Below are 18,182 nucleotides of genomic sequence, written 5' to 3' on the forward strand. Positions count from 1 at the left end.
GCCATAATCCGAGGCATGCTAGCCGGTTTCGGGTGTCCGGCCTTATAGTGCGCCACCGCGGTGCGCAAGCCCGGCGCCGGCACGCACCGTGTACGATCCTTCCCTGCCATCGCCAGCCCAATCGCAGGATCAACGCTTGACCAACCTTACTCATCCGTCGTCATTGCGTTCCGCACCACAAGCACCCGCTACTCTCCTGCGCGGGTCGATCAAGGGTGCGCTGGCGCTGCTGGCCCTGATCCTGCTGGGCCTGTTGCTGTGGCAGCTGTTCGCCCAGTTCAATCATACCCAGGCCGACTTGCGCAAACAGAGCCTGGACGCCTCCGCGGAACTGGCCGACCACCTGAGCCTGAACATGGCGCTCAAGGCGCAGCAGGCCGTGAACGTGGTACAACCCTACCTTGATGCACCAAGACCTGCCGCCCTGCCCAGTCTGATCGGCACCCTGCGCGAGCGCCTCCCCGCCCTGCAGAGCGTGGCCTGGCTGGACAACACCGGGCAGCTGCGCGCCGACAGCCTGGCCGGCAGCCCCGACCGCCCGTTGTTTGATGAGTTGCTCGCGCTGAGCCAGGGACGCCCGTACTTCTTCACCAATTCGGCCGACAACCACATCCTGTACCTGTTGCTGCACCAGGATGCCGCACAGGGTCGCGGCTACTGGCTACTGCGCCTGTCACCGGACTATTACCGCGAGCTCACCCTCCACCTCGAGGGCAGTGGCCACCCACTGTGGCTGCTGGAAAACAGCCGCAGCAGCGAGGTGCTGCTGCGCCATGCCGCAACCAACACCAGCAACGAACCGCTGCAAAGCGTGATGCTGGCGTTCATCGAAAACAGCACCTGGCAGCTGCGCGGTCTGTTCGACGCCAAACTGGCCCGGCAAACGTTATTGCCGGCGCTGTTCGGCAAATGCCTGCTGGTGCTGGTCTGCGCCCTGCTGCCGGTGCTGGCGCTGATCAACATGCGTCGCCGCCAGCGGGCGCTGCAGGAAGACCGCCGGCGTTATCAGGAAATTTTTGAAGGCACTGGCGTTGCCCTGTGCGTGCTCGACCTGTCCAGCCTGCCCGGCCAGCTCGATCGCTACCACCTGCGTAACCGGGCCGCGCTCAAGCACAGCCTGGCGCTGGACCCGAACCTGCGCCGCTCGCTGCTGCTGGAGCTGAAGATCACCGAGGTCAACCAAGTGGCGCGCCAACTGCTGAACATCGACTGCCACGAAGGTGCCTGGCAGCGGCTGATCGATGGCACTGGCGACAGTCGAGACAGCGTTGGCATGCAACTGATCGATGCACTGATCGAACAACGCCCGTTGCTGGAGCTGGAAGTGCGCCTGCCGACACCGCAGGGCACCGAGCTGCACCTGTGGCTGATGGCGCGCCTGCCGCTGCAGCGTCGTGATTACCAGGCGGTGATCCTCAGCATCAGCGATATCACCAGCCGCAAACAGGTGGAGCTGTCACTACTGGAACGCGAAGGCTTCTGGTCGGACGTGGTACGCACCGTACCCGACCAGTTGTATGTGCAGGATGTGCCCAGCCAACGGATGATCTTCAGCAACCGCCACCTCGGCCAGACTCTGGGCTACGACCGCACCGAGCTGACCCAGATGGGCGACCGCTTCTGGGAGCTGCTGTTGCACCCTGAGGACGCCGAACACTACCAGGCACTGCGCCGGCAACAGCGCGACAGCGGTCATGACCAACCGCTGCACTGCCAGCTGCGCTTCCGCCACCGCGACGGAAGCTGGCGCTGCTACGACATCCGCGAGCAGGTGCTGAGCCGCAACGCCGAAGGCCTGGTTACGCGCATCATCGGTGTGGGCAAGGATGTGACCGTTCAGATCGAGGCCAGCCAGTCGCTGCGTGACAGCGAGCAACGCTACCGCATGCTCGCCGAAAGCATCAGCGACGTGATCTTTTCCACCGACAACCAGCTCAAGCTCAATTATGTCAGCCCCTCGGTACAGAGCGTGCTGGGCTACCAGGCCGACTGGATCTTCGCCAACGGCTGGCAGTCGATCGTCGCCAACCCGGCCCAGCTCACCGGCATCTACAGCCTGATGGAGCGCGTCAGCAAGGCCATGGTCGATCCGGCGCAGATGGCGCAACTGTGCAGCCAGTTACCCACCCAACTGTTCCTGTTCGACTGCCTGCGCGCCGATGGCCGCAAGATCCCGATCGAGCTGCGCCTGGTGCTGGTGTGGGACGATGACCAGCGCTTCGAAGGCGTACTCGGGGTGGGCCGCGATATCAGCCAGCAACGCCGTGCCGAAAAAGACCTGCGCATGGCCGCGACCGTATTCGAACACTCCACGTCGGCGATCCTCATCACCGACCCGGCCGGCTATATCGTTCAGGCCAACGAAGCGTTCAGCCGCGTGAGCGGTTACGCCGTCAGTGAAGTGCTCGACCAATTGCCGGGCATGCTCACTGTCGACGAACAGCAGGAAGGCCACCTGCGCTATGTGGTCAAGCAACTGCATCAGCGCGGCAGCTGGGAAGGTGAGGTGTGGCTCAAGCGCCGTGACGGCGACCACTACCCGGCCTGGGTCGGCATCACCGCGGTACTGGACGACGAAGGCGACCTGGCCAGCTACGTATGCTTCTTCACCGACATCAGCGAGCGCAAGGCCAGCGAACAGCGCATCCACCGCCTGGCCTACTACGACGCCCTTACCCACCTGCCCAACCGCACACTGTTCCAGGACCGTTTGTACAACGCCCTGCAGCAGGCCGAGCGGCAGAAAGCCTGGGTGGTGCTGATGTTCCTCGACCTCGACCGCTTCAAACCGATCAACGACTCCCTCGGCCATGCGGCCGGCGACCGCATGCTCAAGGACATGGCCCTGCGCCTGCTGGCCTGCGTGGACGACGACGACACGGTGGCACGCATGGGCGGCGACGAGTTCACCCTGCTGCTGCAGCCGCGCCCCACCCGTGAAATGGCCCTGAACCGCGCCATCCACGTGGCCGAAAACATCCTCGGCAGCCTGGTGCGGCCGTTCGTACTGGAAAACCGCGAGTTCTTCGTCACCGCCAGCATCGGCATCGCCCTCAGCCCGCAGGATGGCAGTGAGCTGAGCCAGCTGATGAAGAACGCCGACACCGCCATGTACCACGCCAAGGAACGCGGCAAGAACAACTTCCAGTTCTACCAGGCCGAAATGAACGCCAGCGCCCTGGAGCGCCTGGAGCTGGAAAGCGACCTGCGCCATGCCATGGAGCAGAACGAGTTCATCCTCTATTACCAGCCGCAGTTCAGCGGCGACGGCAAGCGCCTGACCGGCGCCGAAGCGCTGCTGCGCTGGCGTCACCCGACCCGCGGCCTGGTGCCGCCGGGCGACTTCATCCCGGTGATCGAGGAACTGGGCCTGGTGGTGGACGTGGGCGACTGGGTGCTGCGCGAGGCCAGCCGCCAGCTCAAGGCCTGGCACAAGGCCAAGGTGCGGGTGCCAAAGGTGTCGGTGAATATTTCGGCGCGGCAGTTCTCCGACGGCCAGCTGGGCACGCGGATTGCCAACATCCTGGAAGAAAGCGGACTACCGCCGGCATGCCTGGAACTGGAGTTGACCGAAAGTATCCTGATGCGCGAGGTAAACGAGGCGCTGCAGATTCTTGCCAGCCTGAAGAACCTTGGCCTGAGCATTGCGGTAGACGACTTCGGCACCGGCTACTCGTCGCTCAACTACCTCAAGCAGTTCCCCATCGACGTCCTGAAGATCGACCGTACCTTCGTCGACGGCCTGCCCGAAGGCGAGCAGGACGCGCAGATTGCCCGGGCGATCATCGCCATGGCCCACAGCCTCAACCTGGCAGTCATCGCCGAGGGCGTGGAAACCCACGAACAGCTGGAGTTTCTGCGCGAGCATGGTTGCGACGAGGTGCAGGGCTATCTGTTCGGGCGGCCGATGCCGGCGCATCAGTTCGAGGCGCAATTCTCCAACGAGACCTTGTTCATGTTCCATTGACCCGCACGCTGCCTGTTCACAAGCCCCCCGTAGGAGCGGGTTTACCCGCGAACACCGGCGAAGCCGGTGCCATCCACCGCGCCGCCTTCTTCGCGGGTAAACCCGCTCCTACAAGTACGGTGCCGCGACTGAATTCTGCATAAAAAAGCGGACCTGCGAGTCAACTCCCGCCCCCCGCCCAGCCCAGAAACGGCGCGGGATGCAAGATGAAGCCCATTGGTCCGCGACTTGATGCCACTTCATATGCCAGCCGCGAATCAATCGGTTAGAATGCACACCCAAATTACCCCGATCCTTGAGGACCGCCATGTTCAGCCGTGATTTGACCATTGCCAAGTACGACGCCGAGCTCTTCGAAGCCATGCAGCAAGAAGCTCTGCGCCAGGAAGAGCATATCGAGCTGATCGCTTCGGAAAACTACACCAGCCCGGCAGTCATGGAAGCTCAGGGCTCGGTCCTGACCAACAAGTACGCCGAAGGCTACCCAGGCAAGCGCTACTACGGCGGTTGCGAGTACGTCGACGTCGTCGAGCAACTGGCCATCGACCGTGCCAAGGAGCTGTTCGGCGCCGACTACGCCAACGTACAGCCGCACGCTGGCTCCCAGGCCAACGCTGCCGTCTACCTGGCCCTGCTGTCGGCCGGTGACACCATCCTGGGCATGAGCCTGGCCCACGGTGGCCACCTGACCCACGGTGCTTCGGTAAGCTCCTCGGGCAAGCTGTACAACGCCATCCAGTACGGCATCGACGGCAATGGCCTGATCGACTACGACGAAGTCGAGCGCCTGGCTGTCGAGCACAAGCCCAAGATGATCGTTGCCGGCTTCTCGGCCTACTCGCAGGTTCTGGACTTCGCCCGCTTCCGCGCCATCGCCGACAAGGTCGGTGCCTACCTGTTCGTCGACATGGCCCACGTTGCCGGCCTGGTTGCCGCAGGCGTGTACCCGAACCCTGTTCCGTTCGCCGACGTGGTCACCACCACCACCCACAAGACCCTGCGCGGCCCGCGCGGCGGCCTGATCCTGGCCCGTGCCAACGCCGACATCGAGAAGAAGCTGAACTCCGCCGTCTTCCCGGGCGCCCAGGGCGGCCCGCTGGAGCACGTCATCGCGGCCAAGGCCATCTGCTTCAAGGAAGCCCTGCAGCCAGAGTTCAAGGCTTACCAGCAGCAGGTCGTGAAGAACGCCCAGGCCATGGCCAGCGTGTTCATCGAGCGCGGTTTCGACGTGGTTTCCGGTGGCACCCAGAACCACCTGTTCCTGCTGTCGCTGATCAAGCAGGAAATCTCCGGTAAGGACGCTGACGCCGCCCTGGGCAAAGCCTTCATCACCGTCAACAAGAACTCGGTACCGAACGACCCGCGTTCGCCGTTCGTCACTTCGGGCCTGCGTTTCGGCACCCCAGCCGTTACCACCCGTGGTTTCAAGGAAGCCGAGTGCAAGGAACTGGCAAGCTGGATCTGCGACATCCTGGCCGACCTGAACAACGAAGCGGTGATCGACGCCGTCCGTGAGAAGGTCAAGGCCATCTGCAAGAAGCTGCCGGTTTACGGCAACTGATTGGCGTTTGCCTGAAGTGAAAGAGCCCGGCCCAGTGCCGGGCTTTTTCGTGAACGGACCATGAAACACGTTCGCAGGCCTGATACACATCCTGTGGGAGCGGGCGTGCCCGCGAAGAAGGCTACGCGGTGGATGGCACCGGCTGCGCCGGTGTTCGCGGGCACGCCCGCTCTCATCAAACAAAATGCAACCCACTGTTTTCTAAGCACTCAAGCGGCCACCAGCTGATACCCCAGTTTCCGGGCTTTGCGGAGCAAAGCCCGGACCTGCCGGTCTTGGCTTCTGGTTTCGAACTCCTCAAGACCTTTTTCAACATAAGCCTGCTTCTTGGTTAAAAGGTTGTACACCAGACGTGCCAACTGATGCGCAGTGGCCTTGATGGCGCAGCTGGTATCCATTCGAGTCAGCCTGGCTCGGTGCGATGCACCAATGAAACCCTTGTCGTTACGGGCATTGGATGCAGCCTGCTTGAGTGCTTGAGCTGCTCGATTGACTATTTTTGGCCCGCCACCTGCCAGTCGATGACCGCCGGAAATTCGGGTAGGGGGAGACAGTCCCAACCAAGAGCAGAAGTGCTGTGAGGACGGGAAGCGTGATAGATCTGTACCGATCTCCCCTGCCAGCACTAATGCAGTGTCCACCCCAATGGTTGGAATTGCGGTTAGGTCCACGCCAAGAACCTTCCACAATGTCTGATGCAATTCAGTCTGTCGGGCACCGTTTCGGTGCGGGCTCCGTAAAGGCTTATTGGATGGCTCTGGCTTGTTTTGCAGCACCGGCAACTGCTCTAACGCGGCTTTTATGGCGTCGTCACAATCAGCAATTTGCTGCTCCAGGAAGTCATAGGCAGCCAATTCCTGAGTTAGCGCATGCAAATGCTCGCGCCGCCAATTGCCATGAAGACTCCGAGCGACAGCCTCCTTGCCTGCCTTGATGCGGCGGTCGGTCAGTTCAGCCAGTTGCACTGGGTCCCGTTCACCTGCGCAGATGGCTCGCAAAATCTTCATGCCAGTTACGCCGGAAATATCACTGATGACATTGGCCAGCTGGATGTTCATTTGGCTCATGGCCTTTTGCATCCGGTTCAGCGTCTGCGCCTGGTCTTTCACTTTGGAAGCACGCTGCCTGACCAATGACCGGACGCAGCAGGTCAGATCATCGGGGCGGAATGCGCCTCTGAGCAGTCCATGAGTCATCAGTTGCCAAATCCACTGGCAATCCAGCACATCTGATTTACGGCCCGTGATTTGTCGAGTTGCTCTGGCATTGACGAGATAAACCTCAAAACCGCGCTCGCTGAGAATCTCGTAAATTGGAATCCAATAAACTCCCGTAGATTCCATGGCAACGACCTTGATCCCCAGGCTTTCAAGCCAGTTAGCCATCTTGAGCAGGTCGTCAGTAAAGGACGTGAACGACTGGACGGGATTTTCGTGCCGGGGATCGACCGCCACGAAATGCTCTCGACCACCGACATCGATCGCCGCGCAATCGGGATGGACGACGGTAAAGCGTTGCTTGGAAGGCTTGCGCGCCATGATGAATCCTCGCAGGATAAAGGGCGCGCGGGGCACACGGTGGCGAAAGGGTTCACTCTCTCATACGTGGTCACAGCTGAATCAGCTGATGCCTACAGGGACTTCACGCCGATACCGTGCGGATCACTCTCCCACGCGGGTGTGCGCACACACACCAGTGCTGGCTACGATCTCTGTCCCGCGCACACGAACCCTAACAAAGCAAAAGGCGGCTGGCCCTACCGGGCCAACCGCCTTTTCTTTTTCAACATGTCAGCGTCGCTGCGGATCTAAAGCCGTACACCTCATGTTTGCTGCGCGACAGCGCAGCCCGGAAGGGCTGGGTGATCTCCCACAGGGAATGATTTCGAGCAGCCACGTGCCATCACGTATTACCCTGTTTGACACCACCAACCACAGGCCACACCTTGACCAGAGAGCAACTCGAAACCCGGCAGATCCCCATCTACTTCGCCGCCGTACTGGCCGCGATCGTTTTCGGCCTGCTGGCCAGCGACACTGCGCGCCAGCTTGAAGCCCTGATCACCCCCGCCATCGCCGTGCTGATGTACGCGATGTTCCTGCAAATACCCTTCCTCGACCTGCGCCAGGGCCTGGGTAACCGCCGCTTCATCACGGCCCTGCTACTGGCCAATTTCATTCTCGTTCCGCTGCTTGTCTGGGCCATCACCCGCGGGCTGGTGGAACACCCGGCGATCCTCGTCGGGGCCTTGCTGGTGCTGCTTACGCCCTGCATCGACTACGTGGTGGTGTTCACCCACATTGGCAAAGGCGACTCACGCCTGACCCTGGCCGCCACCCCCCTGTTATTGCTGGCGCAACTGGTGCTGCTGCCGGTGTACCTGGCCCTGATGCTGGGTGGCAGCAGCCAGGTGGCAATCTCCATCACTCCGTTCATGGAAGCTTTCGTGCTGTTGATCGTGGTGCCGATGGCCCTCGCGGTACTCACCAGCGCCGGTGCCCGGCGCTCGCGCGCCGTCGCGACCTGGAACGACGCTTGGGCGTGGTTGCCGGTGCCGGCCATGGCCTTGGTGCTGATGGTGGTGATCGCTTCGCAGATTGTCGTGGTACTGCGTGATTTCGACCGTTTGCTGCCGGTGGTTCCGGTATACATCGGCTTCATGCTGCTGGCGCCGGTGCTCGGCTTTATCTGTGCGCGCCTGCTGCGCCTGCCTGCCAGCGAGGCACGCTCGGTGACCTTCAGCGCAGCCACGCGCAACTCACTGGTGGTGCTGCCGCTGGCGCTGGCGTTGCCAGAAGAGATGCGCGGGTTGGCGGCAGCGGCGGTGATCACACAAACCTTGGTAGAGCTGGTGAGTGAACTGATCTATGTACGGGCGGTACCACGGTTTGTGCGCTGACCCGTGGCACTCGTCATAGAGAAAAAGACTATTCGGGGCACACAGCGAACACCTGCACCTCTACCAGGTAGCCATCCCCCAGGTCGGCGCCCACGCAGGCCCGCACCGGTTTTGCACAGCCTTGCAACCAGGCGTCGTAGACTTCGTTGACCAGGTCGAAGTGGCGGTAGTCGGCAAGCCACATCTGAACCCGCGTCAGCTGCGCCTTGCCGACGTTGGCCTGCACCATCAGGCCGTCGATCACGCTCAGCGCCTGACGCAACTGCCCCTGCACATCCTGTTGCAGGTCATCGGCCACGATGCCTGCCGTTTCGAACAGGCCCCTGTAACTGACCGCCAGTGACATCCGCGCGCTTGATCCGTAGCGAGTGATCATCGAGGTACCCTCCCCCTCAACCCATCTGGTTGAAACAGACGACTTTGGGTTGGGTCATGTCCTCGTAGGCGAACCGCACCCCCTCACGCCCAAGACTCCCATACTTGGCGCCACCAAATGGCATGGCATCGAAGCGGTAGTCGGAAGAGTCGTTGATCATTACACCGCCGGCCTCGATACGCCGGGCCAGGCTCAACGCCAGCGACAGGTCTCGGGTGAACACACCGGCATGCAAGCTGTACTCCGGGGCATTGGCCAGCGCTATCGCCTGCTCGACAGTCTCGAAGGGCGCCAGCATCACCACCGGCGCAAAAACCTCCTCAAGCCACAGCCGACTGACGGGGTCAACGCTTTCGAGCACTGTCGGCGCATAGATCGCCCCCTGACGCTGGTGGCCGCAGAGCAGGCGGGCACCGCCCTCAAGCGCCTGGTTGACGCGTTCTTCGATCTGTCGGGCAGCCGCTTCGGTGATCATCGGCCCCATATCCGTTTCGCGCCGGCCCGGATCGCCCCAGACCATCGCCTGGGTCAATGCCACGAAGCGTTCGCGGAACGCCTCATAGATCGAGGCATCTACGAGAATGCGCTGGGTGCCGATGCAGTTCTGCCCGGCCGCCCAGAACGCGCCCGACACACACGACTCGACCGTGGCCTCAAGGTCGCAGTCCTTGAGCACCAGCACCGGGGCATTGCCGCCAAGGTCCATGGCAAGCTTTTTCAAGCCAGCCCCGTGCGCAATCTGTTCGCCCGTAGCGAAACCGCCCGTAAAGGAAACCATGCGCACCTCACGCACAGCCACCAGCGCCTTGCCCAGTTCGGCGCCCCCCGTGGCTACGGTAACGACGGCCTCCGGCAGCCCTGCATCAACCAGGTACTGCACCAGTTTCAGGGCAGAAAGAGGGGCTAGTTCCGAGGGTTTCAGAATGACCGCATTGCCCCCTGCAAGTGCTGGCCCCAGCTTGTGCGCCACCAGGTTAAGCGGGTCGTTGTACGGAGTAATGGCCAGGATCAACCCCAACGGCTCGCGGGTGAACCAGCCCTGACGCGACTCGGAGCCTTCATAGGCATCGAAAGGCACCACCTCACCGGCGTTGCGCCGCGCCTCTTCGGCAGACAGCTTGAGCGTGTTGATGCAGCGTTTGACCTCTTTTTCGGCCTGGCGCAGGGTCTTGCCCGCTTCATCGACGATCAGGCCGGCAAAGTCTGCCGCATCCCGTTCAATGAGCTGAGCGGCGTGTTCAAGAATGTGCGCCCGGCGGTGCCGGGGCAGCGCCGCGCTTTCACGCACACCCTGACGGGCACGGGCGAGCAATGCAGGCACCGCTTCTGCGCCGAGGTTGTCGACGCTGCCAACCAGGCTGCCATCGAAGGGGTTGTACACATCGATCAAGGCGGGTTGCTGAACAAGCGCCCGCGATACGGAAGTCAGGCTCATGAACGTTGCTCCTCAGGCCGAATGGCCGGCCGCGTGAATGGCGACAATGTCCGACAGCAGGGCAAAAGCCGTTTCGATGCGCCCCGCCCCCGGGCCGGACACAGTTACAGCCCCCAGCAACTCGGTGTCGAACGCCAGCGCATTGGTGGCGCCTGAAATACCCGCCAGGGGGTGATGGCCAGGCAACAGCATCGCTTCGACGCTGGCTCGCACCGAACCACCGGCTTCACGGCGGGCACTGCCGATCAGCTTCCAGCGCTCGCCCGCCGCCCGTGCTTGCTCGATAGCGGCGCTGTCGATGGCACTGATACCGCTGCAGGCCACATCACCCACCTGCAGACAGGCGCCGAGCAACTCATTGGCGAGGATCACCACCTTCAGGCGTACGTCATGGCCTTCCACATCGGCGGTCGGGTCAGCCTCGGCAAAGCCAAGCGCTTGTGCCTGGGCCACCGCCTCGTTGAAGCCAAGCCCTTCCTCCATGCGCGTGAGCACATAGTTCGAAGTCCCGTTGAGAATGCCCTCGAAACCCACCAGGCCGGCGCCCGCCAGGGTCTGGCGCGCCATGCGCAGTACCGGCGTGCCGCTCATCACGGCGCCTTCATATTCGAACGACACATCGTTGGCCTTGGCCAAAGCCTTGAGCGCCTGGGCATGCAAGGCAATCGGCCCCTTGTTGGTGGTCACCACGTGCTTGCCCGCCTCCAGCGCCCAGCGGCAGAAGGTTGCTGCCGGCTCACCGTCCTTGGGGTTGGTGAATGTGGCCTCGGCGATGATGTCGGCGCCTGATTGCTTGATCACCGCCTCATTGAACGCCTCGGCCGAACCTTGAGGGAGTTGCGCCAGTGCGCCCTTCTGGGCCGGCAGTGCGGCCAGCATGGCGGCATCCAGGCCGTCGCGGTCGATCACCGACCCCAGGAACAAGTCGGTGACACCAACGATTTTCAGGCCAAAGCCCAACTCTTGCTGCCAGCGCGCATTGCGTTCGGCGATCAGTTGGGCAAGCGCGCGGTTAACGCCACCAAAGCCAACGAGTGCAATTTTGTATTCGGTCATGGTTTGCTGTCCTGTCCAGGCAGTGGGTCGATGAGGACAAGCGTAAGAGCCGAGCACTGCCAGTTGAATATGGCAATTCGCTGTATTTATTGGCCAATCTGGCCAGTGCAAAACGCACGCTTGCGCCAGGGCAGAACGCACAACGCCGCCTGGGCGCGAACCCAGGCGGCGTTGTGCTAGCCAATGCAAAGACGCGGTTCAGACCACCGCGGCCAGGACGAACGAAGTCACCGTGTTCTCCACCCCGGGCATGGCAGCGATTTCCTTCCACACATGGTGCACCCGCTCCGGGCTGGAGGCCTCGACGCGCAACATCAGGTCGAACTCGCCGCTGAGCACTTCACACTGGATCACCTCGGGGATCTGGCGCAGCGCATCGAGTACCGCCTCACCGCGCATGCGGTCATAGCGGTAGACGAAGATCACCGCGTTGATCAACGACGCCGGCCGCCTGCCCTCACCGATGCGCAGGGTATAACCCTGAATGGCGCCGTCGCGCTCCAGGCGCTCGATGCGCTGGCGTACCGCATTGCGCGACAGGTTCACCTTCAACCCCAACTCGGCGTGGGCGATACGCGCATTGGCGGTGAGCTCGGCGAGAATGCGCTCGTCCAGTGGGTCGAGGATGCGCTTCATCGCCCAGCCTGCAACCGGGCCAACAAGGCATGAACACCGGCCAGATCGTCAGGTGCCAACAGCGGCCCATCGCCCGCTGTGCCGACCGCGCCGGCGGGCACCTCACCGTGCCAGGCCCCCAGCTCCGCCAGCAGCCCGGCAGACTTTTCGGGGGCAAACTGCCCCAGCGTGACGATGGGCGCACCGATGTTGCGCCGGTGCAGGCGCCCGGCGAATACCCCGGTTGCGGCATGGGGGTCTACTGCGCTGCCCGTTTCGTGGAACAGCGTGACAATTTCTTCGCGAATCAGCACGTCGTCCACGGCATAGGAGTCGAACAGCATGCGCGCATGCAACCACTGGCGGTTGCCGATGCTCAGCTCGCCACACGCCTCGAAGTGCTCCATCAGCGCCCGGGTCGCCCCACCATCGCGGTCATACAGTTCCCAAACGAAGCGCTCCAGGTTGGAGAACAGCGAAAAGTCCATGACCGGTGACAAGGTCTGGCTGGGTGAACCACGGCTGTAGCGGTTGCAGTGGATGAACCGATGCAAGGCATCGTTGCGGTTGGTGGAGACGATGATCTGGTTGATCGGCAAGCCCATTTTCTGGGCAAGGAACCCCGCGTAAATCTCGGCAAAACTGGCCGTGGGGATGCTGAACCCGACCGGGCGTATCCCGCCACCGAGCTGCAGCGCCGCGTGGAAATAGAACACGATCTGCGCCAGCACGCCGACCCAGTTGGTGGAGTTGAAGCTGACCGGAATCAGCCCGGGGCATGGCCAGTCACGCAGCAGCGCCGACACCAGCGACTGGCAATCGTCAAAGCTGCCATCCACGGCCACGCAGCTCACGCTGTCGGACGCGGCGCTACGCATCACTGCCGCTCGGTCAGCGGGCGTGCCTGCACTGGGGTATAGCGCCAGCAAGCCTGCTGCAGGGCAATGCCGCAACGCTTCGATAGCCGCTACTGCGGTATCGCCGTTGCTGGCACCGACCAGCATGACCCGCTCGCACTCCGCCCCCAGAAAGTGCCGGATAAAGCGCGCCTGCAACTGCGCGGCAAAGTCCTTGGAGGACCGGGTAGGCCCATGGAAAAGCTGCAGGATCCATTCGTTATGGCCAAGCTGCTGCAACGGCGCAATGCCGCGGTGGCGGAACCCGCGATAGCTGTCGCTGACCAGCGCCCTGAGCGTAGGCTCGTCGAGGGTATCGCCGACAAACGGTGCCATTACCCGCCAGGCCAGTTCGTCGAAGGGCAACCACGACCAGCTGGCAATTTCCTGTGGGCTGAACACCGGCACCGAGGTGGGCACATAAAGCCCGCCATCGTCGGCCAGGCCAGAAAGCAATGCCGTGCGGAAATCGACCCGTGTCTCGTTGCCGCGCGTGGATGTGTACTGCATCGGTGCTCCAGATAGCTACATAAGTTAACGATGCGCCATGGCCACCAGCCAATGGCTGAACGCCTGGGCATCCGGGGACAACGCTTCACCCAGGCCGCGTACCAGGAAAAACGACTCGCTTGCCTCGATACGCTGGGTAAAAGGAGCGACCAGCCGTCCCTCCTGCAGCAGGTCCTCTACCAGCGACGAGCGTGCCAGCGCCACCCCCAGCCCCAGCTCAGCCATGCGCAGGGTCGACACCAGCGTGTCGAACTGCAGGCCGCTGGAAGAATCGACCTGATCGGCACCGACCCGCTCCAGCCAGTAGCCCCACCCCTCCTCGTAACCCAGCACATGCAGCAACGGCACACGCGCCAGGTCGCGCGGATCGCGCAGCGGGCAACCGGCAAGCAGCGCGGGTGCGCACACCGGCACCAGCACGTCGCGGGTCAGGCGCTGCGCCTCCACCCCGGCCCACTGCCCGCTGCCCCAGCGGATTTCCAGATCATCTTCGGCATCCAGCTCCTTGACCCACAGGTTGCTGATGTAGCGGATGTCCACCTGCGGGTGCGAACGCCGAAAGTCGGCCAGCCGCGGGGCCAGCCAGAAGTGCAGGAACGACAGGCTGCCCCGCACCTTCAGGGGCCGACGCTGGCGTTGCCCGAAGATTTCATTGGTGCCGACGGCAAGGCGGCTGATGGCGTCCTGCACCACCGGCAGGTAGGACTGCCCTTCTTCGGTCAGCCCCAACCCGCGCGGCAGGCGCTTGAACAGCGCCACACCCAATTGGCTTTCCAGGTGGCGAATCTGCTGGCTCACGGCCCCTTGGGTAAGGTGCAGCTCTTCTGCCGCATGGGTGAAGTTCAAGTAACGCGCCGACACTTCGAAGGCTCTCAGCCAGTTCAGGGGAGGCAGGGTTTTCTGAGTCATCGGCGGCTTCTCGTGGCTAGGTTCCGGTGGCCTAGTATCACCTGCTCAGGCGGCCTCGGAACCTGGGGCGACAATTTCCACCGGGCCCGTACGGCGGCTGCGATACTTGCACGTCAGCCAATAGGCCAGGTAGCACCAGGCAATGAAGGGCAAGCCGAAGTACAAGGCAACACGCTGAGCAGGGTCGAAGGCAATGCCGACGCAGGCCAGTACGCAGCAGAAAATGGCCCCCAGTGGTACGAACGGGTAGCCACGCACCCGGAACTTGAGGTCCTCGAGCTTGCCGCCGCTGGCGATGTAATGACGGCGGAATGCGATCTGGCTGGCCGCGATGCTGATCCACACCACCACCACGGCCAACCCTGAAATCGACACCAGCGCCAGGTAGATAGTGTCGGGGGCGAACACACTGCTCAACAGCGAAGCCATGCCGCCAGCCATGCTCAGCACGATCGCATTGAAGGGGGTGCCGCGGCGCGACAGCGTGGCGTAACGGCGGGGCATGTTGCCTTGGTCGCTAAGGGTCCAGAGCATGCGCGAAGCGGCGTAGAGGCCCGAGTTGGCGGCAGACAGCAGCGCGGTGATGATGACGAAGTTCATGATATCAGCCGCATACGGGATACCAATCATCGCAAAGACCATCACGAACGGGCTTTCAATAACCCCGGCCTGTTCACGCGGCAGCAAGGTGGCCAGTACAAAGATGGTGCCGATGAAGAACAGCGCCAGGCGCAGGACCGTGGTGCGAATGGCCTTGGGCACGTTTTTTTCCGGGTCTTTGGTTTCACCGGCAGCGATGCCGATCAGCTCGGTACCCGAGAACGCGAAGGCCACTGCCAGCAGGGTCATGGCAATTGACCAGAAACCGGTGGGGAACAACCCTTCACGGGTGAAATTGCCCAGCCCTGCACTGTGCGCCTGCTGGATCTCGAAGCCACCCAGAATGGCCCCGCCGCCCACCACCAAAAAGGCAATGACGGCCAACACCTTGACCAGCGACAACCAGAATTCGGTTTCGGCGAACGATCGCACCGAAATGATATTGCTGATGAACACCGCGGCACCGAACAGCGCACTCCACATCCATACCGGCGTGTCGGGGAACCAGCGCACCATCAGGATGCCAGCGGCGGTGAATTCGGAGCCGATGGCCACCGTCCAGGTCAGCCAGTACATCCAGGCCACCATGTAACCGGTGCCCGGGCCGAGGTAACGCGTGGCATAGCTGCTGAACGAGCCGACTTCCGGCATGTGTACCGCCAGTTCGCCCAGGCACATCATGACCAGGTACACCATGATTGCGCCGAGTATGTAGGCGATGACCGCGCCCAATGGGCCGGCCTGGTTAACGGTGTAGCCCGAGGTGAGAAACAGGCCGGTCCCTATCACACCGCCCAGTGCCAGCATGACGATGTGGCGGGTTTGCATATCCTGCTTGAAGGTATGCGCCGAGGCATTTCTAGTTGTGGTTGTTTGCACGGACATTGTGGGTTACTCATGAAAGTTGGCGGGCAAGGACGTAGCAACGACCTCGTCTTGGCAGAGCGAATCGAGTTGCCTTGCATATTGTTTTTGTTCGACTTCATGAAGTGGCACCCACCGCATGGGTGAGTGCTACGCGCCAGCCTCAGGCCTGCACTTGGCTCTGGCAGGCATACGCGTCAGTGTGCAATTCCTTTGCTGCGGCCAGTTCCTGACGCACCGATGCACAGGCCTGTGCCAGGTCCGCCAGCAGGTCATCGGTTTCCTCGATACCCACTGAAATGCGCACCAGCCCTTCGGAAATGCCCAGCGCCAGACGCTCTTCCAACGTGTTCTCGACATGGCTGGTCGTGCGCGCCGGGCCATAGATGGTTTCTACCGCGCCGAGGTTGCCGGCCCGATGGGCATACTTCAGTTGCGGTAGCAAACGAGCCACGGTTGGCATGCCGCCCTTCAGCACAAAGCTGACAATGGCGCCAAAACCGCGCATTTGCGCCTTGGCAATGGCATGCCCGGCATGCGCCGGCAAACCTGGGTAGTTCACCGCCTCGACCAGCGGCTCGGTGCTCAGGTAAAGGGCCAGCGCCATGGCACTGGCTTGCTGCTGGCGCAGGCGCACTGCCAGGGTCTTGATACCGCGGATGATCAGGTAGGCTGAGAACGGGTCCAGCGCCGCACCGTTGATTTCCCGGTAGTGACGCACTTGGGCCATCAACGACTCCGCGCCGCAGACGACACCACCCAACACGTCACCATGCCCGGACAGAAACTTGGTCGCGCTGTGCACCACCACATCCACGCCCAGCGCCAGCGGGTTCTGGTTCAGTGGCGTGGCAAAGGTGTTGTCGGCCACCACCAGCGCCCCCACCTTGTGCGCAGCGGCGCTCAGCCGACGAATGTCCAGCACCTTCAGCGTCGGATTGGTGGGCGTTTCCAGGTACAGCAGGTCGCAACCGGCGGCAATCTCGCGCTCCAGCACTTCAGTGTCCAAGGTATCGCACAGGCACACTTGCACGCCCATGCGCGGCAGGAACTCTTCGAAGATCTTGTTGGTGCCGCCATAGCTGTCGCGGGTCGACACCACGCGTTTGCCGTTGGACAGGAAGGTGTGCAGCACGGCACTGATGGCCGCCATGCCGCTGCTGAACGCGACTGCCGACTCGGCTTGCTCCAGTTCGGCCAGTTTTGCTTCCAGCGTGGCGACCGTGGGGTTGCTCATGCGGCTGTAGATGAAGCCAGGCTGCTTGCCCTGCGCCACGTCGTACCAGGCATCGATATCGTTGTAGCCATAAGCGGCGCTGACCACGATCGGGGTCTGCGTGGCGTTGTACGGGTGCTGCACCTGCTCCCCGCTCCACACGACCCGCGTCCCCACACCGGCCGCAGCATTGCCCTCGAATTTTTCGTTGTTGTTCATATCCGGTTCCCGCCCAGCTGAGTTGTGTACACCGATGCAGCATCGGCCTTCAGCGGACTATAGGGAGATGGCGGGGGCCTGAAAAACGATGGAATCCGGGTCTGAGTGGCGTTTTTTTTAATGGCTGCGGGCCGGGCGCTGAAAAAGCCGCCCGGCCACGTAGGCGCTTAGGCGAGGTTGCGCTTCAGCTCGGCGATGTGCTCCGGGCCGATGCCACAGCAACCGCCGACCATGCTGGCACCACGCGCACGCCAGTCCTTGGCCCATGCCAGATAACCCGGCGGATCGAGGTCTTCGCGCAGTTCGTCCAGGCCATCGTTGGCAGTGGCTTCTTTGGGCTGCGGCGGGAAGGCGTTGGCATAGGCGCCGATGGCAATCTCGGCGTTGTGTCGCTCGATGACCGAGCGCGCGACATCAATGGCGGTGCCGATCACCTCCGGCTGGCTGCAGTTGAACAACACCGCAGCCACCCCCAGGCTGGCTGCGGCCTCGATGGCTTCGGCCACCGGTTCACCGGAGCGCAGGCGCGGAACGTCGTCGACGTCCTCGTCCTGCAGGGTGAAGGACACCCAGAACGGCCTGCCGTCTGCCGGCAAATGGCTATGTATGGCCCGCACTTCGGCCACGGAACTCTGGGTTTCGGCCAGCCACAGGTCGACATGCGGGGCCAGGCCCTGAAGCAGCGGGGACAGCACCTCTGCCACACGCTCGGGCTGGAACAGGTCGGGCCGGTAGGACCCGAACAGCGGCGGCAGCGAACCTGCCACCCTGACCGGGTGCGCGCCGCTATCTGCCGCGTGCCGCGCGAGCTGGCCTGCGATATGGGCCAGCTGTCGCCCTTCGGCGGCAAAGCGTTCTTCACCGATGTGGAACGGCACTACCGCATAGCTGTTGCTGGTGATGACCTGCGCACCCGCATCGATGAAGGCTGCATGCACGCCCACGACCGCCTCCGGCGCCTCGCTCAGCGCCAGCGCCGACCACTCGGGCTGGCGAAACGGTGCACCGCTGCGCTGCAGCTCTCGGCCCATGCCACCGTCCAGAATTACCATCGTTCGC

13 protein-coding genes are annotated in these 18,182 nt (G+C 62.7%); 3 read left to right on the forward strand and 10 right to left on the reverse strand.

Annotated features, from left to right (window positions below):
- Positions 1-136 precede the first annotated feature (136 nt).
- Positions 137-3,967 carry an EAL domain-containing protein gene (locus J3A98_RS20740; RefSeq protein ID WP_209968090.1) on the forward strand — a complete coding sequence of 1,277 codons (3,831 nt, stop codon included), beginning with the start codon at positions 137-139 and terminating at the stop codon, positions 3,965-3,967.
- Positions 3,968-4,274: 307 nt separating this feature from the next.
- Complete coding sequence (glyA, locus tag J3A98_RS20745; RefSeq protein ID WP_014589625.1) at positions 4,275-5,528, forward strand: serine hydroxymethyltransferase; 1,254 nt, start codon at positions 4,275-4,277, stop codon at positions 5,526-5,528.
- A gap of 209 nt (positions 5,529-5,737) precedes the next feature.
- Here the strand turns inward: glyA and J3A98_RS20750 are convergent, their stop codons facing one another.
- Positions 5,738-7,066 carry an IS110-like element ISPpu9 family transposase gene (locus J3A98_RS20750; RefSeq protein ID WP_209963902.1) on the reverse strand — a complete coding sequence of 443 codons (1,329 nt, stop codon included), beginning with the start codon at positions 7,064-7,066 and terminating at the stop codon, positions 5,738-5,740.
- 407 nt (positions 7,067-7,473) lie between these two features.
- Between J3A98_RS20750 and J3A98_RS20755 the strand changes: the two genes are divergently transcribed.
- Entirely contained in the window at positions 7,474-8,427 is a 954-nt protein-coding gene (locus J3A98_RS20755) for a bile acid:sodium symporter (protein ID WP_209968092.1), read from the forward strand.
- A 28-nt stretch (positions 8,428-8,455) separates the two neighbouring features.
- On the opposite strand, the gene J3A98_RS20760 is transcribed toward J3A98_RS20755, so the two are convergent.
- The 9 genes from J3A98_RS20760 to J3A98_RS20800 form a co-directional block, all read right to left on the reverse strand.
- A complete protein-coding gene (locus J3A98_RS20760) occupies positions 8,456-8,803 on the reverse strand; it encodes a RidA family protein (protein WP_256122407.1) in 348 nt (115 codons plus the stop codon).
- Between the two features lie 16 nt (positions 8,804-8,819).
- Positions 8,820-10,238: an aldehyde dehydrogenase family protein gene (locus J3A98_RS20765; RefSeq protein WP_176685613.1), complete on the reverse strand. Its 1,419-nt coding sequence runs from the start codon at positions 10,236-10,238 to the stop codon at positions 8,820-8,822.
- A gap of 12 nt (positions 10,239-10,250) precedes the next feature.
- Entirely contained in the window at positions 10,251-11,294 is a 1,044-nt protein-coding gene (locus J3A98_RS20770) for a homoserine dehydrogenase (RefSeq protein ID WP_209968095.1), read from the reverse strand.
- A 198-nt stretch (positions 11,295-11,492) separates the two neighbouring features.
- Positions 11,493-11,930 (reverse strand): Lrp/AsnC family transcriptional regulator, encoded by a 438-nt coding sequence (locus J3A98_RS20775; RefSeq protein WP_010951921.1) that lies wholly within the window; start codon positions 11,928-11,930, stop codon positions 11,493-11,495.
- Positions 11,927-13,315: a threonine synthase gene (locus J3A98_RS20780; protein WP_176685611.1), complete on the reverse strand. Its 1,389-nt coding sequence runs from the start codon at positions 13,313-13,315 to the stop codon at positions 11,927-11,929. Before J3A98_RS20780 ends, J3A98_RS20775 begins: the two co-directional genes overlap by 4 nt.
- A gap of 24 nt (positions 13,316-13,339) precedes the next feature.
- Positions 13,340-14,224, reverse strand: a complete 885-nt coding sequence (locus J3A98_RS20785) for a LysR substrate-binding domain-containing protein (RefSeq protein WP_209968098.1) — start codon at positions 14,222-14,224, stop codon at positions 13,340-13,342.
- Between the two features lie 45 nt (positions 14,225-14,269).
- Positions 14,270-15,709, reverse strand: coding sequence for an amino acid permease (locus tag J3A98_RS20790; protein WP_014589617.1), 1,440 nt, complete (start codon positions 15,707-15,709; stop codon positions 14,270-14,272).
- A gap of 142 nt (positions 15,710-15,851) precedes the next feature.
- A complete protein-coding gene (locus tag J3A98_RS20795; protein WP_209968101.1) occupies positions 15,852-17,123 on the reverse strand; it encodes a cystathionine gamma-synthase family protein in 1,272 nt (423 codons plus the stop codon).
- A gap of 167 nt (positions 17,124-17,290) precedes the next feature.
- A complete protein-coding gene (locus J3A98_RS20800; protein WP_209968104.1) occupies positions 17,291-18,175 on the reverse strand; it encodes a homocysteine S-methyltransferase family protein in 885 nt (294 codons plus the stop codon).
- Between the last annotated feature and the right edge of the window lie 7 nt (positions 18,176-18,182).

Source organism: Pseudomonas sp. BP6 (assembly GCF_017875935.1).
In the GTDB taxonomy this organism is placed as follows: domain Bacteria; phylum Pseudomonadota; class Gammaproteobacteria; order Pseudomonadales; family Pseudomonadaceae; genus Aquipseudomonas; species Aquipseudomonas putida_Y.